We start from the raw sequence: 18,301 nt of genomic DNA, 5'->3' as shown, positions 1-18,301 counted from the left end.
GTCAGAGCTCCAGGATCTCGTCGGCGCGGACCGGCAGCCCGGTCTCGAAGGATCGGTTGGCCGCGAGGCCGGTGAGCAGCGACAGCGCGCCGTCGCGGTGGGTGGACGCCCGCCCTAGCGGGTCGGGGGCGATCTCGCCGCCGAAGATCTCGGCGAGCATCCGCTCGTCGCCGCCGCCGTGGCCGCCGCTGGTGTCGGGCAGGTCCAGGTCCTCGGGCTTCTCCCAGTGCTTGCGCAGGGTGAGCCGGGCGCCGCGCTCCGGTTCCGGGCGCACCTCGGTGCCGGGCCGCCCGTGCAGCGCCTCGCCCGCCACCGTGCCCGCGGTGCCGGGGTCGACGAACGAGTTCTCCATGACGTCGAGTTCGAGGCGCCCCGCGCTGCCGTTGAACCCCACGCGGTAACCCTCCCACGGCGAGTAGGCCGTGAGGTGGTAGCTCATCGTGGCGCCGCTGCGGTAGCGCACGGCCACGGTCATGTCGTCCTCGATCGTGACGCCGGGCCCGAAGACGTTCTGGTCGCGGTGGTAGCCGTCCTCGTGCTCGGCGTCGAGGTAGAGCGCGGTCATCGTCTCGTTGCCCGCGAGGTGCAGCGCGAACGGGTCGTCGGCGGCCTCGGAGGCGCCGTGCGCGCGGGCGTAGGGCCGGGCGAGCCCGCGGCGGGTGCCGTTCTCGTCGCCGTAGAAGAACAGGCGCCCGAGCCCGTAGACGACCTCGGGGGACGACGCGATCCACCAGTTGACCAGGTCGAAGTGGTGGGTGGCCTTGTGGACCATGAGCCCGCCGGAGTTGGCCTTGTCGCGGTGCCACCGGCGGAAGTAGTCGGCGCCGTGGCGGGTGTCGAGCAGCCACTCGAAGTGCACCGAGCCGATCTCGCCGATCGCGCCCGACGCGATCACCTCGCGCACCCGGGTGTGGAGCGGGTTGTAGCGGTAGTTGAAGGTGACGGTGACCTTGCGGCCCGTCTCCGCCTGGGCGTCGAGGATCCGCCTGCAGCGCTGCGCATCGGTGGTCATCGGCTTCTCGGTGATGACGTCCCGGCCGGCGCGCAGCGCGGCCACGATGTACTCGTCGTGGGTGCGGTCGATCGAGGTGACGATCACGGTGTCGACGCGCTCGGCGTCCAGCATCGTGGCGAAGTCCTGCGCGCGGTAGGTCGGGACGGCGGGCAGGCCGCGCTCGACGACGGTGCGGTTGTGCGCGTCCATGCGGGTCTGGTTGAGGTCGCAGAAGGCGACGAGCTGCGCCGTGTCGACGTGGGCGCGCGTGAGCGCGTCCACGAACATCTGGGCGCGGCCGCCGAGGCCGACGATCGCGTAGCGGGGGCGCGGCGAGTTCGCGGCGCTGGGGGACATGCACACTCCCTGTGCTGGACCGCTTGCAAAGGCTTGCAAGGCGGCGAGTCGGCTGAGCGGGCAGCTCACGGCGTTGTGGAGCACCGCTGCCGGGGCGGCGGTGGACCCATGATGCAAACGGCTGAAAAAAACCGCAAGACGTTGTTGACGACAGCGCGCTCGCTCTGAACTAATGGCCCACAGCCAGGTCCTGTGCCCGTCGCCACAGAGGGCGGCCGAACCGGGGCCAGTGTGATCGAAGGAGCTCCCCATGGCCATCTTCGGGTCCCGGTCGGTGCGCGCGCTGTTGGCGGGCGCGGCCGCGGTCACCGTCCTCGCCACCGCAGCGTGCGGGGGCGGGTCGCGCGCGAGCGACCAGGAGGCGGGCGGCCCGCCCGAACGCGAGGAGCCGGTGCAGCTCGAGGTCACCTGGTGGGGCGGGCCCGCGCGCGCGGAGATCACGCAGAAGGTGCTCGACCTCTACACGCAGAAGCACCCGAACGTCACCTTCACCACGCAGTGGCAGGGCTACTCGGGCTACTACGACAAGGTCAACACCACGGCCGCGGGCCGCAACGCCGCCGACATCATCCAGATCGACAACCGGGTGCTGCGCGAGTACGCCAACAAGGAGCTGATCGCGCCGCTCGACGCCTGGGTGGGCGGCACGCTGCAGGTCGACGGGATCGACCCGAAGCTGCTGGACACCGGCAAGGTCGACGGCACGCTCTACGCCGTGCCGCTCGCGGCCAACACCGGGTCGTTCGTGGTGGACAAGACGGTGGTGGAGCCGCTGGGTCTGCTCCCGCCGGAGACCGGGTGGGCCTCGTGGGAGGAGTTCGGCTCCTGGGCCGCGCAGGTCAACCAGGCCACCGGCGGCGCGCCGTGGGCGTTCCGCGACGAGAGCTCCACCATGGGCGCGTTCGAGTTCTGGCTGCGCCAGCGGGGCAAGGAGCTCTACAACGGGCAGGCGCCGGGCTTCACCGTCGAGGACGTCACGCAGTGGTTCGAGATGTGGGCCGGGTTCCGCCAGAGCGGCGCCGCGTCGCCCGCCGAGGTCGCACAGCCGGCCAACGGCGGTGACATCTCGAAGAACACCGTGATCACCCAGCAGACGGCAGGCACGTTCAGCTACGACAACCAGCTCACCGAGATCGCCAAGGGCACCGACCACGAGCTGGTGCTCATGCCGCTGCCCGGCCCGCAGACCGGCGCCTACGCCCGCCCGTCGCAGTTCTTCACCGCGTACGCACAGGGCGACAATGTGGCCACCGCCGTGGACGTCATCAACTTCTTCGTCAGCGACCCGGAGGCCGGCGCCATCCTCGGCACCGAGCGCGGCCTGCCGCCCTCGAAGCAGGTGCGCGACACGATCTCGCCCGCGTTCGACGAGCAGCTGAAGTACGTGCTCGAGTTCGACGAGCGGGTCACGGCACAGGCCGGCCCCACCCCGCCGGTGCCCGCGCAGGGCGACTCGCAGATCACCCGCCTGCTCACCGCGGCGTCGGAGAATGTCGGCTTCGGGCGCCAGTCGCCCGCCGACGCGGCGGCGGAGTTCGTCGCCCAGGTCACGGGCGAGCTCGAGCGCGCGGCCAGCTGACGTGAGTACGTCCACGGTGGACAAGGCAGCAGGTCCGGCACCCGCGTCCGGCCGGGGGGAGACCGGCCCCGGCCGGCCGGGACGCCGGAAGGAGGCGGTGGCGGGCTACGTCTTCCTCAGCCCGTGGCTGCTCGGCCTGTTCGGCATCACCGCGCTGCCGATGCTCTACTCGCTCTACCTCAGCTTCACCGACTACGACCTGCTCCAGGACCCGGACTGGGTGGGCCTCGAGAACTACGAGCGGATGTTCACCGGCGACCCGCAGTTCTGGAACGCGGTGGGCGCCACGCTCCTGTTCGCGGTCACGTCGGTGCCGCTCAAGCTCGCCGTGGCGCTCGGCGTCGCGCTGCTGCTCTACCGCAACCGGCGCGGCGTCGGGCTGTACCGCTCGCTGTACTACGTGCCCTCGCTGCTGGGCGGCAGCGTCGCGATCGCGATCGTGTGGCAGACGCTCTTCGGCGGCCAGGGCGCGATCAACGGGGTGCTCGCGATCTTCGGGATCGAGGGCCGCGCGTGGATCAACGACCCGGCCACCGCGCTCGGCACGCTGGTGATCCTCGCGGCCTGGCAGTTCGGCGCCCCGATGGTGATCTTCCTGGCGGGGCTCAAGCAGATCCCGCAGGAGATGTTCGAGGCCGCCGCGCTCGACGGCGCGGGCCGGGTCAAGCAGTTCTTCCACGTCACGCTGCCGCTGCTGTCGCCGGTGCTGTTCTTCAACGTCGTGCTGGAGACGATCGCGGGGTTCCAGGGCTTCACGGCCGCGTTCGTGATCAGCGGCGGCACCGGCGGGCCTGCCGACTCCACGCTCCTCTACACCGTCTACCTGTACCTGCGCGGATTCGGGGACTTCCAGATGGGCTACGCGTCGGCGATGGCCTGGGTGTTCCTCGTGGCGCTGGGCATCATCACGGCGATCGTCTTCCGCAGCGGCTCGCTCTGGGTCCACTACGCCGACGAGGGGGACCGCTGATGGTCACCACCACCGCCGTCGCCCCGGTCGACGCCTCGCCCACCGCGCCGGGCCCCGGGCGCGCGGGCGGACGCTGGTACGAGGGCGCGGGTGCCCACGTCGTGCTGATCCTCGTGCTGGTGGTGGCGCTCTACCCGATCGCCTACATGTTCGGCACGTCGTTCAAGTCTCCGCAGGAGATCCTCAACAACGTCAACGTGCTGCCGCGGGAGTTCACGCCCGGCAACTACGCCGACGGCTGGATCGGGATCCCGGGCGTCACGTTCGGCCGCTTCTTCCTCAACAGCGCGGTGGTCTCGGCCGGCGTGGTGATCGGCAACGTCGTGGCCTGCTCGCTGGCGGCGTTCGCGTTCGCCCGGCTGAAGTTCCCGCTGCGCGGCGTCTGGTTCGCGATCATGATCGGCACGCTGCTGCTGCCGCACCACGTGCTGATCGTGCCGCAGTACGTGCTGTTCAACAGCCTGGAGTGGATCAACACCCCGCTGCCCTTGATCGTGCCGAAGTTCCTCGCCACCGAGGCGTTCTTCGTGTTCCTCATGGTGCAGTTCATGCGCGGCATCCCGCGCAGCCTCGACGAGGCCGCCGAGATCGACGGCTGCGGCCCCTACCGGCGGTTCTTCTTCGTGATCCTGCCGCTCACCAAGCCCGCGCTCGTCACCACCGCGGTGTTCTCGTTCATCTGGACCTGGAACGACTTCTTCACCCAGCTCGTCTACCTCAACGACCTCGAGGCCTACACCGTGCCGATCGGCCTGCGGCTGTTCCTCGACTCGAGCGGGCAGAACGCGGTGGCGCCGATGTTCGCGATGTCGGTGCTGTCGCTGGTGCCGGTGTTCCTGTTCTTCCTGGTGTTCCAGCGGCTCATCGTCGACGGCATCAACACGAGCGGGATCAAGGGGTGACCACCGCGGTGCCGGTGGCGCGGGGCTGGAAGGAACAGCTCCGGCGCGTGGGCGAGCTCGCCCTGCTCGGCATCGTGGCGGTGGTGGTGAGCCTGCCGGTGCTGACGCTCGGCGCGGTCGTGGCCACCCTGTCCACGGCCGTCGGGCACTGGGCCGACCACGACGACCTCCCGCGGTGGCGGGAGATCGGCGCCGAGTTCGTCCGGCGGCTCCTGCCCGGGGTGCCGGTGAGCGTGGCCGTGGTGCTCGCGGTGCTCGTGGTGTCCCAGCAGCTCGCCTGGCTCCGCGCCGGCGTGGTGCCCGGGGGAGGCGTGGCGCTGGCGGGCTTCGGGCTGGCGGTGGCGTGCCTGTCGGCGGTGGCGCTGCTCGCCGTGCCCCGGCTGGCCGGCCCCGGCACGTGGCGGGCCGCGCTCGCCGCGGGCTGGACCGACCTCCTGCGCGCCCCCGCCGCCGGCCTCGCGGCCCTGGCCGTCACGGCGATCGCGGTGCTGCTGGCGCTGCTCCTGCCCGGGGTCGTGCTCGTGCTCCCCGCGCTGCTGGTGCTGGCGCTGCACGCGGTGCACCGCCGGTTGGTGCTGCCGCGCGGGTAGCCGGCCGGCGCCCTTGGGCCGCGGAGTTCAGGAAAGCCACATTCAAGGCCTCTCCGGCCCTGAATGTGGCTTTCCTGAACCATGGGGGAGGCCCTCGCAGTACCTGGTATGGCACGCACTCCCGGGCCGCGCCGCACCGCGGTTCTCTGGACGCCGAGATCGACCAGTCCGGAGGGACCGATGCGAGCAACAGTCATGTACGGCGCGGGCGACGTGCGGGTGGAAACCCTGCCCGACCCGGTGCTGCAGGAGCCGACCGACGCGATCGTGCGCGTGCTGCGGGCGTGCGTGTGCGGCACCGACCTGCACCCCTACCGCTCGAAGCCGCCGAGCGCGCAGGGGGCGCCGATGGGGCACGAGTTCCTCGGTGTCGTGGAGGAGATCGGTTCGGCGGTGTCCGGGCTGCGGACGGGAGACGTGGTCGTCAGCCCATTCGCCTACTCGGACGGCACGTGCGAGTACTGCTGCGAGGGGCTGAACACCGCGTGCCCGAACGGCGGGTTCTTCGCGGGCGCCCAGGCCGAGGCGGTGCGGGTGCCGCAGGCGGGGGGCACGCTCGTGCCGCTCCCGGTGGGGGAGGACTCGCCGCTGCTGCCGTCGCTGCTGACGCTGGCCGACGTGTTCGGAACCGGCCACCACGCGGCGGTGCAGGCGGGTGTGGACGAACGGACCACCGTGACCGTGATCGGGGACGGCGCGGTGGGCCTGCTCGCGGTGCTGGCGGCGAAGCGGCTCGGCGCCGAGCAGATCATCCTGATGGGACGCCACAAGGAGCGCACCGACCTGGGCCGCGAGTTCGGGGCCACCGACGTCGTGGCCGATCGCGGTGCCGAGGGCGTGGAGTTGGTGCGCGCGCTGACCGGCGGACACGGCACGCACGCCGTACTCGAGGCCGTGGGGCACCGGCCCGCGTACGACCAGGCGGTGGGTGTGGTCCGCGCGGGCGGCGTGATCAGCCGGGTCGGCGTGCCGCAGTACGAGGACGCCCCGGTGGGGATGGGCAGCCTGTTCCGCCCGAACGTCACCCTCACCGGCGGCCCGGCGCCGGTGCGCGCCTACATCGACGAGCTGCTGCCCGACGTGCTCGAGGGCCGGGTCGAGCCGGGCAAGGTGTTCGACCGCACCGTGGGCCTCGACGAGGTGCCCGACGCCTACCGCGCGATGGACGAGCGGGCCGCCCTGAAGGTCCTCGTGACGCCCTGACGCGCGCTCAGCCCGGGACGGTCTCGGTCGGGAGGCCGTCCTGGGTGGCGGCCCAGGAGGCGAGCAGCCGGAGCGCGTCCGCGGTGGGGGTGCCCGCAGCCGCCGTGTAGGCGTAGAGCAGCAGGCCCGGCGCGGAGGACAGCTCCATCGACTCGACGTCGAGGTCGACGGGGCCGACCACGGGGTGGCGCAGCCGCTTGCGGCCGCTGGGATGGAACTTCACGTCCTGCGACGCCCAGCGGCGGCGGAACCGCTCGGAGCGGGTGGACAGCTCACCGATCAGCTGGACGAGCGCCGCGTCGTGGGGGTTGCGGCCGGCCTCCAGGCGGAGCATGGCGGCGGCGTCGTCGGCGATGCGCTCGTAGTCGACGAAGAACTCCTGGGCAGCCTCCGGCTCCAGGTAGACGAACCGGGGCATGTTGGCCGGCCGCCGGGGGCCGGCGAGCACGGGGGAGTAGAGCGCCCGGGCGAGCCCGTTCATCGCGACGACGTCGAGCCGGCCGTTGCCCACCCAGGCCGGTGCGTCGGTCATCGCGTCCAGCACCTGCTGGATCGTGGGGCGGACGGTGGCGGGGGAGGAGCGCCTGCCGCGGGTGCGGCTCTCGCGGGCCAGGGCGAACAGATGGGCGCGCTCGGCCTCGTCGAGCCGCAGCGCCCTGGCGAGGGCCTCGAGCACACCGTCGGACGCGCCGGCGAGGCTGCCGCGCTCCATGCGGACGTAGTAGTCGACCGACACCCCCGCGAGCATGGCGACCTCCTCGCGCCGCAGGCCCTTCACCCTGCGGTTGCCGCCGTAGGCGGGCAGGCCCGCCTCCTCGGGGGTGATCCGGGCGCGCCGCGTGCTCAGGAACTCCCGGATCTCCGAGCGGGGGTCGATGGAGCCCATGGGCTCACGGTAGGGGCGCGGGTGGCCGGGTGGGAGGCACTGCCAGTACCCCGGGGCTCAGGACTGCGGCGTGCCGAACTCGCCGGCCCGGACGCCGGTGAGGAACGTCTGCCAGGCCGGGGCCGAGTGGCGGTGGGCCGCCCGGGACCGGTCCTTGGTGTCGCGGACCGCCACGCCGCCACCCGGCAGCGGGGCCACCTCGACGCAACCACTGCTGGCCCCGCCGCTGCCGCTGAAGCTGCTCTTGCGCCAGGCCAGGCCGTCGAGGGTCGGGACGGGCATCGGGCACCTCTTCGCGTCGCGGCCTCACATCTCCATGGCCACCCGCTCGATCAGGGCCGCCGACTCCTCGGGGCTCAGCGCGCGCGACCGCAGGTGGTCGAACACGACCCTACCCCGGGCGACGTCCTCGGCCTTCTCGATATGGATCGATCCCATCGCGTGCTCGACGTAGCCGACGTCCGGTTCTCCCAGGTCGTCGAAGCTCAGCACGATGAACGCGCCCGTCGCGCTCGGATGCGCGCCGACGTCCGCGGGCAGCACCTGGACGGTGACCGTGTCGAGCTCCGCGGCCTCCACGAGGTGCGCGAGCTGCGCGCACATCACGTCCGGATCGCCGATCACGCGGCGCACCGCCGACTCCTCGATCACCGCCACCAGCGTGAGCGGGTGCTCGGGGTCGGTGAGCCGTCCCTGGCGGATCATGCGGACCCGCACGTCGTTCTCCCGCACCGCGCGGCTCCCGGCGTGCAGCGAGCTCTCGAACAGCGCCCGCGCGTAGTCGGCCGTCTGCAGGAGCCCGGGCAGGTAGTTCACCGTGTACTCGCGCACCGCGCTCGCCTCGGCCTCCAGCGGGACGTACCCCTGGTCGTCCAGGCCGTAGGCGCGCCACCAGCCCTTTGCGCTCGCCTGACGGGTGAGCGCCAGCAGCGCCTCCCACTGCTCGCCGGTGACACCGAAGATGTCCATCATCGTGCGCACGGCGTGGACGTCGACGCCCTGGTGGGCGTTCTCGATGCGGCTGAGCTTGCTCGGGGAGAAGTCCAGCCGGGGCGCAAGGTCCTCGATGGTCATGCCGGACCGTCGCCGCAGGTCGCGCAGGATGCGGGCGAGCTGGCGTCTGCGGACGAGGGCTCCGCTGCGCGTCCCCATGGTGACAGGGTGTCAGTGGGATGTGCGGGGTGAAAGATCCGGCTGCAAGACTCTGGACCATGCACGTCCCGCGCTTCTTCGTACGCCAGAAGATCACGATGATGGTCAACCGCTACGAGATCCGGGGCGCCGCTCCGGACGGCAGCGAGGGCCCACTGCTCGCGTTCGCGCAGCAGAAGCGGATGAAGCTGCGGGAGGAGATCGTCTTCTACACCGACGAGTCGCGTTCGCGCGCCGTGTTCTCGTTCAAGGCCCGCCAGCGGCTCGACGTGCACGCCGAGCACGACGTGTTCGACGAGTACGGCAAAGCGCTCGGCTACTTCCGCAAGGAGTTCGGCGCGAGCCTGCTGCGCTCCACCTGGCGCATGGCCGGCCCCGGCTACGAGGCCATCGGCAAGGAGCGCAGGCCCGTCATCGCGATCCTGCGCCGGGTGTGGGACTTCATCCCCTACCTCGGCGACATCTGGGTGCCGTTCGTCTTCCACTTCGACTTCGTCGACACCGCTACCGGGGCACCGGTGATGTCCAGCGAGCGCAAGAAGGCCATCCGCGACCGCTACGTCATCGACGTGCCCGACCCGCGCGTCGACTTCCGGGTGGCCGCGTCGATGGCGGTGGCGCTGGACGCGCTGCAGTCCCGCTGAGCCGAGGCCGCCCGAGGTCGCCCGACGGCGTCCTGAACCCGCGTCAGGGCGCCATCCGGCCCGTCAACGCCCGCAGCACCGCGTCGGCCACGGCGTCGAGGTAGCCGGGCTCCACCGGGGCCCCGCGCACGGACAGCCGCCAGTAGACGGGGGCGGCGATCAGGTCCAGCGCGAGCTCGAGGTCGGTGTCGGCGGGCAGCTCGCCGCGCGCGATCGCGCGCTGCAGCACGGCGGCCCCGATGGTGCGCCGTGGCCCGCCGATCGCCGCCCGCACGGCCTCGGCCAGCTCCGCGTTGCGCACGCCCTCGGCCGCCAGGTCGGGAAGGATCCGCGAGATGCGCGGATGGGTGAGCCACTCCGTGAACGCGTGCACGAGGCCGGCGAGGTCGCCGCGCAGCGAGCCGGTGTCGGGTGCGGCGGCGCGGTCGATGCTGAAGTCCGCCACCACCGCCATGACCATCTCCTGCTTCGACGGCCAGCGCCGGTAGAGCGCGCTCTTGCCGACGCCCGCCCGCCGGGCGACGGCCTCCATCGAGAGCTTGCCGTACCCGGTGTCGGCCAGCTCGTCCAGCACGGCCTCGGTGATCGCCTCGGTGACGTCGGCCTGCAGCACGGCGGCCCCGGTCGGCTGCCGCTTCCGGATCTCTCCCACGGCCGCCGAGTATGGCATGGACGGAACGGTCCCGTCGCGCGTATCGTCCGTCGGGACGGGACCGTATCGTCCAACCCTGAGGAGGCAACGATGAGCGGACCGACCGAGGTCGTCGACCGGGCCATGGAGCTGCTGCTCGCCCACGACATGGCGGGGTTCGCCGCGCTGTGGGCGCCTGACGGGACCATCGAGTTCCCGTTCGCGCCGGAGGGCTACCCGCAGCGCGTGGAGGGCCGCGCCGCTGTCACGGAGTACCTGCGCGACTACACCGACCACGTCGACGTCCGCGCGATCACCGAGCGCACGGTGCGCCGCACCGAGGACCCCGAGGTGGTCGTCGTGGAGTTCGCGGTGGACGGCGCCGCGGTGCGTACCGGCCGGCCCTACCGGATGCGCTACATCTGCGTGATCACCGTGCGCGACGGCGAGATCGCCGCCTACCGCGACTACTGGAGCCCCCTGGCTGCCGCCGAGGCGCTCGGCGGGGCGGACGGGCTCGCGTCACCGGGAGGCGCGCGATGACCGTGCTCGTCACGGGCGGCACCGGTACCACCGGCAGCCGCGTGGTCGCCGGGCTGCGGGAGCGGGGCGTGCCGGTGCGCGTCGCGAGCCGCCGCCCGGCGGCGGGGCAGGTCCGCTTCGAGTGGGCCGATCCGGCCACGCACGCGCCCGCGCTCGACGGGGTGCGCGCGGTCTACCTCGTCGCCCCGGTGGGCGCGGCCGACCCCGCGCCGATCGTGGCACCGTTCCTCGACCTGGCCCGTGAGCGCGGAGTGCGGCGGGTCGTGCTGCTCGGCTCCTCGGCGGTGGCGGACGGCTCACCCGGCCTCGGCGAGCTGCCCGCGCTGGTGCGCGCGGCGGTACCGGAGCCCACCGTGCTGCGCCCGTCGTGGTTCATGCAGAACTTCCTCGGCGACCAGCCGCTCGCCCGGTCCGCGCGCGAGCACGGCGAGCTGGTGACGGCCACCGGCGACGGCCGCGTGGGCTTCGTGGACGCGGGCGACATCGCCGCGGTCGCCGTGCACGCGCTGGCCGACGAGGTGCCCCACGTCGGCAGCCACGTCCTCACCGGGCCCGAGGCGCTCAGCTACGCCGACGTCGCGGCCGTGTTCACCGAGGTCGTGGGCCGGCCGGTCCGGCACCGCCCGGTCGGGGTGGCCGAGCTGGCGGCGCGGCACGTCGCGGACGGCCTGCCCCCGGAATACGCCACGTTCCTCGCCGGTCTCGACGCCGACATCGCCCGCGGTGCCGAGAACCGCACCACCTCCGCCGTACGGGACGTCACGGGCCGGTCGCCGCGCTCGTTGCGCGAGGTGGTGGCGCGAGCAGCCGCGCCGGGTTCGTGACGAGCATCTGCCGGATGTCGGCCTCGGTGGCGCCGCCTGCGCGCAGCATCGGCAGCACGCGGCGGGGGAGGTTCTCGTAGTGCCAGTGCGGTGCGTGGACCGCGCGCCACGACGGCGGGGTCATCCGGCTGAAGCAGGCGGCGTCGTGGGACAGCACCATCCGGTCGGCGTACCCGAGCCGGAGCAGGGCGAGGACGGTGGCGACCCGGCGTTCGTCGGGCAGGACGTGCTCCATCCCGAAGCGGTCCATGCCGATCGTGACGCCCTCGTCCATCAGCCGCCGCAGGTGGTCGAGGTCCTCGGTGTCGCCGCTGTGGCCGATGACGAGGCGGTCGGGCGCCACCCCGCGGCTTCGCAGGAACGCCAGCTGGTCGGCGCCGGTGCCCAGGTCGGGCCTGCTGTGCGTGGTGATCGTGACCCCGGTGTGCCGGTGGGCCTCCGCGGCGGCCGTGAGCACCCGGCCGACGTCGTCGGTGATGCCCTCCTCGTCGGTGACGACCTTGATCGTCCCCGCACGGACGCCGGTGCCCGCGATGCCCTCCTCGATGTCGCGCACGAAGTACTCGACGAGCGGGTCGGGGCCTTCCACCAGGCGTCCCGGGCCGTGGGTGCGGAAGAACGGCGGCAGGACGTTCGCGGTGTAGTAGCCGGTGGCCGCGATCAGGTGCACCGGCACCCGCTCGGCCACTCGGGCCACCCGGGCGACGTCGCGGCCGAGCCCGAGCACGGTCAGGTCCACCACCGTGCGGACGCCGAGGTCGTGCAGGCGGGTCAGCGCGGCCACCGCCGTGTCGAGGGCGGCGTCGGGGTCCCACTCCGGGTGCGGGTGGTTCAGGTCCAGCTCCGGGCTGCCGACGAAGACGTGCTCGTGCATCAACGTCGGCCCGAGCTCCGCGGGCGCCACCGGCCCGCGGAACGTCGGGACGGCCGGCGTCACGGGGTGGCCGAGCCGCGGATCGCCTCGTAGACCGTGAGCTGCTCCGGTGTGAGGTTGGCGCGCAGGTGCTCCTCGGCCTTCGCCCGGAACGCCGCCGTGTCGACGTCGTCGACCACCTGGAACGCGCCGTCGGCAGTCCACTTCTCGAGGATCTTCGCCTCGTCCTGCTCCACGCAGCCCGGCACCTGCTCCACGGCGGCGTCGACCGCCTTGGCCAGCGCGTCCTTCTGCGGCTGGCTGAGCTCCTCCCACGCCGGGCCGACGAGCACCAGGTTCGAGTTCTCCTGGTGGCTGGACATGCTCAGGTAGTCCTGCACCTCGCCGAGGTTCTGCGAGTCGATGTTGACGATCGGATTCTCCTGGCCGTCCACGATCCCCTGCTGCAGCGCCAGGTACAGCTCCTCGTACGCCACCTCGGTGGGGTCGGCGCCCAGCGCCGCGGCGTTCATCAGGAACTGCGGCGAGTTGGGGAAGCGCATGCGCAGGCCCGCGAGGTCCTCCGGCCTGCGGATGGGCTGGTTCGCGGTGAACTGCCGGGCGCCCGCCGACCACGCGCCGAGCACCGTGGTGCCGGTGGCCTCTGCGAAGCCGTCGGTGAGGGGCTTGGAGGCGTCGCTGCCGAAGAAGCGCGCGAGGTGCTCGCCGTCCTCGAACGCGTAGGCGGCGTCGACCACGCTCATCGGCTCGTGGACGGCGCCGAGCGCGGACGCGCCCTGGATGTCCATGTCGATGTCACCGGAGATCACCGACTGGATGCGGTCGGCGTCGCCGCCGAGCTGGCTGGCCGGGAAGACCTGGACGGTCAGGCCGACGTTCGCCGCCGCGACCTCGTCGGCGATCACCTGCGCCCCGCAGCGGTGCTGGGGCTGCTGGTCGGTGTAGCTGTGGGCCAGGGTCAGCTCGACGGCGCCGCCCTGCTCGCCGCCGCCCGGGTCGGCGCCTCCGCCGCAGGCCGCGGCGAGGACGAGCGGGAGGGTGAGCGCCGCGACGCGGGCACGGCGCCGGTGCTGTGTGGACATGGTCATTCCCTTCATCGGGCGATCTCATCGACCTCGTCGGCGACGAGCTCCTCGAAGTCGCGGGTCATGGCCGACCGGTCGGCCGCACGGCCGGTGATCAGCTCGAACGAGTCGGCGGCCTGGTTGATCGCCATCCCGGCGCCGGTGAGGACCCGGCAGCCGCGGCTGCGCGCGTGCCGCACGAGGTCGGTGAGCAGCGGCCGGTAGACGATGTCGGCGACCCACAGGTCTGGGCGCAGCAGCTGGGGGTCCACCGGCGAGCCGGGGTGCGCCGCCATGCCCATCGGGGTGGCGTTGACCAGCCCGGACGCTGCCGCGACGAGCCGCGGCAGGTCGGCCAGCGTGCCGGTCACGACCTCGATGTCCCCCCGGTGCCCGCGCACGGAGGCGGCGAGCCGCTGCGCGCGCTCCGGGTCGGTGTCCACGACCCGGAGCCGCTGCAACCCCATCCCTGCGAGCGCGTGCGCCACCGCCGTGCCGGCCCCGCCGGCACCCAGCAGCAGGACGTCGTCGACGGCGGCGTCCGCGAGCCCGGCCCGGACGGCCGCGGCGAAGCCCGTGACGTCGGTGTTGTGCCCGCGCGTGCACCCGTCGTCGACGAGGACGGTGTTGACGGCCCCGATCGCCGCTGCCTCGGGCGCCAGCTCGTCCACCACGGCTGCCATCACCTGCTTCACCGGGTGGGTGACGTTGAGGCCGTCGAAGCCCAGCTCCACCGCGTGCGCGAGCAGGCCGGCCAGCGCGTCGCGGTCGAGCCGCGACCCCGCCAGCTCCACGGTCTTGTAGGTGTAGCGCAACCCCTGGCGGGCGGCCTCGCGCTCGTGCAGCTCGGGGGAGAGCGAGGGTCCGATGCCCTGCCCGAGCAGTCCGGCGAGGTAGGAGCGCCGCCCGGTCACAGCCCCAGCACCTTCGGCAGCCACACGACGGCGTCCGGAAACGCGATGATCAGGACGACGAGGACGAGGAACGGCACGATGAACGGCAGCGAACCCACGAAGACCTCGCTGACTTTCGTGCGGGCCACCGAGCTCAGCACGTAGAGGACCGTGCCCACGGGCGGGGTGAGCAGCCCGATCATCAGCGTGATGATCATCAGCACGCCGAGCACGATCGGGTCGACGCCGAACCCGGCGCTGATCGGCATGAGGATCGGCACCACGAGCACGAGGACGGCGGTGGGATCGACGACGGTCCCGAGCACCAGCATCAGCAGCGCCGTGATCACCAGGAAGCCGGTCGGGCTGGCGGTGAAGGCGAAGATGCTCTCGGTCATCAGCTGGGGCACGCGCTCGCGCGCGAGGATGTAGCCCAGGAGCGACGCGGAGGCGACGATCAGCATGATCGCCGCGGTGGTCAGCACGGTCTCCGTCAGCACGGACGGGAGGTCGCGCAGGCGCAGCGTGCGCTGGGCGAAGCAGAGCAGGAGCATGTACGCCACGCCAACCGCCGCCGCCTCGGTGGGGGTGAACGCCCCGGTGAGGATGCCGCCGAGGATCACCACGGGAGCACCGAGCGGGGCGATCACGCGCTTGCCGGTGGCGCGCACGCGCTCCATCGAGAAGCCCACGGCCGCGATGTCGGGGTGGCGGCGGGCCTGCAGGAACACCACGACGCACAGCCCGATCGCCATGAGCAGCGCGGGCACGACCGACGCCGCGAACAGGGCCCCCGTCGACACGGCCGCCAGCCCGGCGAAGATCACGGCGGGGATGCTCGGCGGCATCACCGGGGCGATCAGCGCAGCGGCCCCGGTGACCCCGAGTCCGAACCGCAGCGGGTAGCCGTTGCGCAGCATCGCCGGGATCTGGATCTTGCCCAGCGCCGCGGCGTCGGCCACCGCCGACCCGCTCATCCACGAGAAGCCGAGGCTCACCCCCACGCTCACGTAGCCGAGGCCGCCCCGGACCCGGCCCAGCACGGCGAGGGCGAAATCGAACAGCAGCGCGGCGATCCCGCCGCGGTTGGCCAGCACGCCGAGCAGGATGAACAGCGGCACGGCGAGCAGGGGGAAGCTCGCCGTGGCGTTGACGATCAGCCGCAGGCTCATCCCGACCGACTGCCCGATCGAGAGCATGTAGACCAGCGACGGCCCGAGGAAGGCGAAGGCCACCGGCACGCGCAACGCGAGCAGCGCCACGATCCCCAGGCTCAGCAGGAGCAGGCTCACCCTCGCACCTCACCCGCAGCGGCGGGCGGCTGCGCCGACCGCGCGAACCCGACCGCGGCCGCCACACCGCGCACCGCGGTGCTGAGGAAGCCGAGGAACGGCAGGACGTAGAGCCACGAGAGCGGCATGCGCAGCGACGGCGACTTCACCATGCCCTGCGAGACGATCAGGTCCCACGCCTCCACCGCGAACGCGGCGCCCACGGCCGCCACCGTCAGCGACGCGAACACCCGCACCGCCCGCAGCACAGCGGGGTTGCGGATGCTGTCGACGAGCTGCAGCGCGATGTGCCCGTCGGAGGTGACCAGCACGCCGGCCACGGTGACGGTGAGCCACACGAGGCAGAAGCGGGCGAGCTCGCCCGTCCACGCCCAGCCGGCCACCGGCAGGTAGCGCTGGGCGGCCTGCACGAACACCAGCAGGAAGACGAGGACGAGCGCCGCGGCCGCCAGCCCGATCTCCACGCGGGTCACGAGGGCCGCCCAGCGCGCCCACCTGCGGCGCTCGGGCTCGTCCTCCACGTCTTGGCCCATCGCACGGCCCTCCGGCGTCGGTGCTCGGTCAGGTCAGCTCGGTCAGGTCGCGGTGGACGGTAGACAGACCACCCGCGCTTGGCAAGCGGTTGCCAAGGGTTGCCAAAGTGGCGTGATGCCACTGTGATGGGCGGGTGGCCAACCCGACCATCTACGACGTGGCCCGCGCCGCCGGCGTCGCCACGTCCACGGTGTCGCGCGTGTTCGGCAAGCCAGGGCGCATCGCCGACGCGACCCGCGACCGCGTGCTCCAGGCCGCGCGCGAGCTCGGGTACGAGCCGAACCCGCACGCCCGCGCGCTGACCTCCCAGCGCACCCAGACGATCGCGATGATCGTCTCCGACATCACCAACCCGCACTTCTTCGAGCTGATCCGCGGGGCGGAGATGCGGGCCAAGGCCGCCGCCTACACGCTCGTGCTCGTCAACGCCGAGGAATCCACGCGGATGGAGCTCGAGCAGGTCAGGCGCCTGACGCGGTCCGTCGACGGGTTCCTGCTCGCGGCGAGCAGGCAGCCGGACGACAAGCTCGCCGACCTCGCGGCCGCGCGCCCGGTGGTGCTGATCAACCGCAGGGTCGAGGGCGTCGCGAGCGTGGTGCTCGAGCCGTGGGAGGGCAGCAGGCAGATCGTCGCCCACCTCGCCTCGCTCGGGCACACCTCGCTCGTCTACCTCGCCGGGCCGACCAACTCGTGGATGGCCGCGAGCCGGTGGACCGCGCTCCGGGACGCCGCGGCCGAGCTCGGCGTGCGCGCGGTGCGGACCGGGCCGTACACGCCGACGGTGTCCAGCGGCGGGGCCGCAGCCGATGCGGCGATCGGCACCGGCGCCACCGCGATCGTCGCCCACAACGACCTGCTCGCCATCGGCGTGCTGCGCCGCCTCGCCGACCGCTCCGTCCGCGTGCCGGAGGACGTCAGCGTGGTGGGCTTCGACGACATCTTCGCGGCCGACCTGTGCACGCCGACGCTCACCACGCTCGGCGGAGCGCACTCCGACGTGGGGCGCGCCGCGGTGGAGATCCTCGTGGAGTCGCTCGGCCAGCCGCGCAGCTCGACGCCATCCCCGCAGATCGTGCTGCCCTCGCAGCTCGTGCTGCGGGCGTCCACGGGCACCGCGCCGGCGGGGGAGAGGACCACGCAGAGATGACCACGCAGCCACCCCGCCGTGGGATCGCCACCGTGTGCCTGTCCGGCACGCTCGAGGACAAGGTCGCCGCGGCGGCGTCGGCGGGCTTCGACGGGATCGAGGTGTTCGAACCCGACCTGCTCGCCTCGCCGTGGTCACCCGCCGAGCTGCGCAGCCGGTGCGCCGACCTCGGCCTCACCGTCGACCTCTGCCAGCCCTTCCGCGACCTCGACTCGGCCGACCCGCACCGGTTCGCGGCGAACCTGCGCCGCCTCGAGCACAAGCTCGCCGTCATGGAGCGGGTCGGGGCGCCCACCCTGCTCGTCTGCTCCTCGGTGGCTCCCGACGCGGTCGCCGACCTCGACCGGCTCGCCGAGCAGCTGGCCGCCGCGGCCGACCGCGCCGCCGCCCACGGGCTGCGCATCGCCTACGAGGCCCTGGCCTGGGGACGGCACGTGTCCACGTGGGACCGGTCGTGGGAGGCCGTGCGGCGGGCTGCGCATCCCGCACTCGGGATCTGCCTGGACAGCTTCCACGTGCTCTCCCGCGGCGGCGACCCCGCCGGGTTCGCCGACGTCGCCCCGGGGAAGATCTTCTTCCTGCAGCTGGCCGATGCCCCGCACCTGGAGATGGACGTCCTGCAGTGGAGCAGGCACCACCGGCTCTTCCCCGGTCAGGGGGCCTTCGACCTGCCGGGGTTCCTCGCGCACGTCCTCGACGCCGGGTACGACGGCCCGCTGTCGCTCGAGGTCTTCAACGACGTCTTCCGCCAGGCCGACCCCGCCCGCACGGCCGTCGACGCCATGCGCTCGCTGCTGTGGCTCGAGGACCGGGTGGCGGCGCAGCGGCCCGACCTCGGGCTCCCGGAGCGGCCCGCGGCACCGCCGCTCACCGGCCACTCCTTCGTCGAGCTGGCGGTCGACGGGGTCTCCGGCCCGCAGGTCGGCGACGTGCTGGGCCGGCTCGGGTTCGCCCACACCGGGCAGCACCGCTCCAAGCCCGTCCAGCTGTGGGAACGCGGATCGGCCCGCATCCTGCTCAACGCGTCGGTCGTCCGGCCGGCCGCCGCCGGGGTCGCCGAGGTGGCCGCGCTCGGCCTGGAGAGCACGGACCCCACGCGTTCCGCAGTGAGGATGTAGGTGAGCCCCGCAGCGGTCGTTCTGACCCAGCGTTCCGCTGACCGTGGTGTCCTTGTTCCGATCCGTCGGACGTGCCGCTGCGGGGCTCGCCTGTGCACTCACCG

The 18,301-nt window shown here is 72.8% G+C and carries 19 protein-coding genes and 1 pseudogene; 10 read left to right on the top strand and 10 right to left on the bottom strand.

All coding sequences use genetic code 11. The features are described 5' to 3' along the window. Window position 1: 1 nt before the first annotated feature. Complete coding sequence (locus ACFPL3_RS37660) at window positions 2-1,351, bottom strand: Gfo/Idh/MocA family oxidoreductase (protein ID WP_343942687.1); 1,350 nt, start codon at window positions 1,349-1,351, stop codon at window positions 2-4. A gap of 250 nt (window positions 1,352-1,601) precedes the next feature. On the opposite strand from ACFPL3_RS37660, the gene ACFPL3_RS37655 reads away from it, so the two are divergent. The 5 genes from ACFPL3_RS37655 to ACFPL3_RS37635 all read left to right on the top strand — a co-directional run bounded on the left by ACFPL3_RS37655 (window position 1,602) and on the right by ACFPL3_RS37635 (window position 6,595). Next, complete coding sequence (locus ACFPL3_RS37655; RefSeq protein WP_343942688.1) at window positions 1,602-2,930, top strand: ABC transporter substrate-binding protein; 1,329 nt, start codon at window positions 1,602-1,604, stop codon at window positions 2,928-2,930. A 1-nt stretch (window position 2,931) separates the two neighbouring features. Beyond that, a complete protein-coding gene (locus ACFPL3_RS37650; RefSeq protein WP_379590587.1) occupies window positions 2,932-3,900 on the top strand; it encodes a carbohydrate ABC transporter permease in 969 nt (322 codons plus the stop codon). Beyond that, window positions 3,900-4,802, top strand: coding sequence for a carbohydrate ABC transporter permease (locus ACFPL3_RS37645; RefSeq protein ID WP_343942690.1), 903 nt, complete (start codon window positions 3,900-3,902; stop codon window positions 4,800-4,802). The genes ACFPL3_RS37650 and ACFPL3_RS37645 overlap by 1 nt, the downstream gene beginning before the upstream one ends. Then, window positions 4,799-5,392 carry a hypothetical protein gene (locus tag ACFPL3_RS37640; protein WP_379590585.1) on the top strand — a complete coding sequence of 198 codons (594 nt, stop codon included), beginning with the start codon at window positions 4,799-4,801 and terminating at the stop codon, window positions 5,390-5,392. Before ACFPL3_RS37645 ends, ACFPL3_RS37640 begins: the two co-directional genes overlap by 4 nt. Window positions 5,393-5,572: 180 nt before the next feature. Further along, complete coding sequence (locus ACFPL3_RS37635; protein ID WP_343946317.1) at window positions 5,573-6,595, top strand: zinc-binding dehydrogenase; 1,023 nt, start codon at window positions 5,573-5,575, stop codon at window positions 6,593-6,595. A 7-nt stretch (window positions 6,596-6,602) separates the two neighbouring features. Here ACFPL3_RS37635 and ACFPL3_RS37630 read toward each other — a convergent pair whose 3' ends face one another. The 3 genes from ACFPL3_RS37630 to ACFPL3_RS37620 are packed head-to-tail and all read right to left on the bottom strand — an operon-like array spanning window position 6,603 to window position 8,633. Further along, window positions 6,603-7,481 carry a helix-turn-helix transcriptional regulator gene (locus ACFPL3_RS37630; RefSeq protein WP_343946318.1) on the bottom strand — a complete coding sequence of 293 codons (879 nt, stop codon included), beginning with the start codon at window positions 7,479-7,481 and terminating at the stop codon, window positions 6,603-6,605. Window positions 7,482-7,538: 57 nt separating this feature from the next. Beyond that, on the bottom strand, window positions 7,539-7,763 hold the full coding sequence (locus ACFPL3_RS37625; protein ID WP_343946319.1) for a DUF397 domain-containing protein: 225 nt from the start codon (window positions 7,761-7,763) through the stop codon (window positions 7,539-7,541). A 24-nt stretch (window positions 7,764-7,787) separates the two neighbouring features. Further along, the gene (locus tag ACFPL3_RS37620; protein WP_343946320.1) at window positions 7,788-8,633 is read right to left on the bottom strand and encodes a helix-turn-helix domain-containing protein; all 846 of its coding nucleotides are present in this window, start codon (window positions 8,631-8,633) and stop codon (window positions 7,788-7,790) included. A 59-nt stretch (window positions 8,634-8,692) separates the two neighbouring features. Here ACFPL3_RS37620 and ACFPL3_RS37615 point away from each other — a divergent pair, with 59 nt between their 5' ends. Then, window positions 8,693-9,277: an LURP-one-related family protein gene (locus tag ACFPL3_RS37615; protein WP_343946321.1), complete on the top strand. Its 585-nt coding sequence runs from the start codon at window positions 8,693-8,695 to the stop codon at window positions 9,275-9,277. A 43-nt stretch (window positions 9,278-9,320) separates the two neighbouring features. Here ACFPL3_RS37615 and ACFPL3_RS37610 read toward each other — a convergent pair whose 3' ends face one another. Then, window positions 9,321-9,929 carry a TetR/AcrR family transcriptional regulator gene (locus tag ACFPL3_RS37610; RefSeq protein ID WP_343946322.1) on the bottom strand — a complete coding sequence of 203 codons (609 nt, stop codon included), beginning with the start codon at window positions 9,927-9,929 and terminating at the stop codon, window positions 9,321-9,323. A 90-nt stretch (window positions 9,930-10,019) separates the two neighbouring features. On the opposite strand from ACFPL3_RS37610, the gene ACFPL3_RS37605 reads away from it, so the two are divergent. Next, the gene (locus tag ACFPL3_RS37605; protein ID WP_343946323.1) at window positions 10,020-10,451 is read left to right on the top strand and encodes a nuclear transport factor 2 family protein; all 432 of its coding nucleotides are present in this window, start codon (window positions 10,020-10,022) and stop codon (window positions 10,449-10,451) included. Further along, entirely contained in the window at window positions 10,448-11,275 is an 828-nt protein-coding gene (locus ACFPL3_RS37600) for an NAD(P)H-binding protein (RefSeq protein ID WP_343946324.1), read from the top strand. The genes ACFPL3_RS37605 and ACFPL3_RS37600 overlap by 4 nt, the downstream gene beginning before the upstream one ends. Here the strand turns inward: ACFPL3_RS37600 and ACFPL3_RS37595 are convergent. Genes ACFPL3_RS37595 through ACFPL3_RS37575 form a run of 5 tightly spaced genes read right to left on the bottom strand, consistent with a single transcriptional unit; the run spans window position 11,211 to window position 15,931 of the window. Beyond that, window positions 11,211-12,212 carry a phosphotriesterase family protein gene (locus ACFPL3_RS37595; RefSeq protein ID WP_343946325.1) on the bottom strand — a complete coding sequence of 334 codons (1,002 nt, stop codon included), beginning with the start codon at window positions 12,210-12,212 and terminating at the stop codon, window positions 11,211-11,213. The genes ACFPL3_RS37600 and ACFPL3_RS37595 overlap by 65 nt on opposite strands. After that, complete coding sequence (locus ACFPL3_RS37590; RefSeq protein WP_343946326.1) at window positions 12,209-13,231, bottom strand: DctP family TRAP transporter solute-binding subunit; 1,023 nt, start codon at window positions 13,229-13,231, stop codon at window positions 12,209-12,211. The genes ACFPL3_RS37595 and ACFPL3_RS37590 overlap by 4 nt, the downstream gene beginning before the upstream one ends. Before the next feature lie 11 nt (window positions 13,232-13,242). Further along, on the bottom strand, window positions 13,243-14,127 hold the full coding sequence (locus ACFPL3_RS37585) for a shikimate dehydrogenase (protein WP_343946327.1): 885 nt from the start codon (window positions 14,125-14,127) through the stop codon (window positions 13,243-13,245). Further along, the gene (locus ACFPL3_RS37580; RefSeq protein ID WP_343946328.1) at window positions 14,124-15,398 is read right to left on the bottom strand and encodes a TRAP transporter large permease; all 1,275 of its coding nucleotides are present in this window, start codon (window positions 15,396-15,398) and stop codon (window positions 14,124-14,126) included. Before ACFPL3_RS37580 ends, ACFPL3_RS37585 begins: the two co-directional genes overlap by 4 nt. Further along, window positions 15,395-15,931 carry a TRAP transporter small permease gene (locus ACFPL3_RS37575; RefSeq protein WP_343946329.1) on the bottom strand — a complete coding sequence of 179 codons (537 nt, stop codon included), beginning with the start codon at window positions 15,929-15,931 and terminating at the stop codon, window positions 15,395-15,397. The genes ACFPL3_RS37580 and ACFPL3_RS37575 overlap by 4 nt, the downstream gene beginning before the upstream one ends. A gap of 134 nt (window positions 15,932-16,065) precedes the next feature. On the opposite strand from ACFPL3_RS37575, the gene ACFPL3_RS37570 reads away from it, so the two are divergent. Further along, window positions 16,066-17,079, top strand: a complete 1,014-nt coding sequence (locus tag ACFPL3_RS37570) for a LacI family DNA-binding transcriptional regulator (protein WP_343946330.1) — start codon at window positions 16,066-16,068, stop codon at window positions 17,077-17,079. Beyond that, a pseudogene (locus tag ACFPL3_RS37565) lies at window positions 17,076-18,191 on the top strand (sugar phosphate isomerase/epimerase family protein); the annotation flags it as partial. The gene ACFPL3_RS37570 and the pseudogene ACFPL3_RS37565, both read left to right, overlap by 4 nt. Between the last annotated feature and the right edge of the window lie 110 nt (window positions 18,192-18,301).

It is taken from the genome of Pseudonocardia zijingensis, from assembly GCF_042657305.1.
Classification (GTDB): domain Bacteria; phylum Actinomycetota; class Actinomycetes; order Mycobacteriales; family Pseudonocardiaceae; genus Pseudonocardia; species Pseudonocardia zijingensis.
The sequence above is the reverse complement of the archived record's forward strand: the minus strand, read 5'-3'. Positions and strand labels throughout refer to the sequence as shown.

Excerpts from the sequence above, each read along its gene's own strand:
- ACFPL3_RS37655 (WP_343942688.1), top strand. The coding sequence starts at position 1,602 with ATGGCCATCTTCGGGTCCCGGTCGGTGCGCGCGCTGTTGGCGGGCGCG.
- ACFPL3_RS37630 (WP_343946318.1), bottom strand. The coding sequence starts at position 7,481 with ATGGGCTCCATCGACCCCCGCTCGGAGATCCGGGAGTTCCTGAGCACG.
- ACFPL3_RS37600 (WP_343946324.1), top strand. The coding sequence starts at position 10,448 with ATGACCGTGCTCGTCACGGGCGGCACCGGTACCACCGGCAGCCGCGTG.
- ACFPL3_RS37660 (WP_343942687.1), bottom strand. The coding sequence starts at position 1,351 with ATGTCCCCCAGCGCCGCGAACTCGCCGCGCCCCCGCTACGCGATCGTC.
- ACFPL3_RS37635 (WP_343946317.1), top strand. The coding sequence starts at position 5,573 with ATGCGAGCAACAGTCATGTACGGCGCGGGCGACGTGCGGGTGGAAACC.
- ACFPL3_RS37605 (WP_343946323.1), top strand. The coding sequence starts at position 10,020 with ATGAGCGGACCGACCGAGGTCGTCGACCGGGCCATGGAGCTGCTGCTC.
- ACFPL3_RS37615 (WP_343946321.1), top strand. The coding sequence starts at position 8,693 with ATGCACGTCCCGCGCTTCTTCGTACGCCAGAAGATCACGATGATGGTC.
- ACFPL3_RS37575 (WP_343946329.1), bottom strand. The coding sequence starts at position 15,931 with ATGGGCCAAGACGTGGAGGACGAGCCCGAGCGCCGCAGGTGGGCGCGC.
- ACFPL3_RS37590 (WP_343946326.1), bottom strand. The coding sequence starts at position 13,231 with ATGTCCACACAGCACCGGCGCCGTGCCCGCGTCGCGGCGCTCACCCTC.
- ACFPL3_RS37625 (WP_343946319.1), bottom strand. The coding sequence starts at position 7,763 with ATGCCCGTCCCGACCCTCGACGGCCTGGCCTGGCGCAAGAGCAGCTTC.
- ACFPL3_RS37645 (WP_343942690.1), top strand. The coding sequence starts at position 3,900 with ATGGTCACCACCACCGCCGTCGCCCCGGTCGACGCCTCGCCCACCGCG.
- ACFPL3_RS37620 (WP_343946320.1), bottom strand. The coding sequence starts at position 8,633 with ATGGGGACGCGCAGCGGAGCCCTCGTCCGCAGACGCCAGCTCGCCCGC.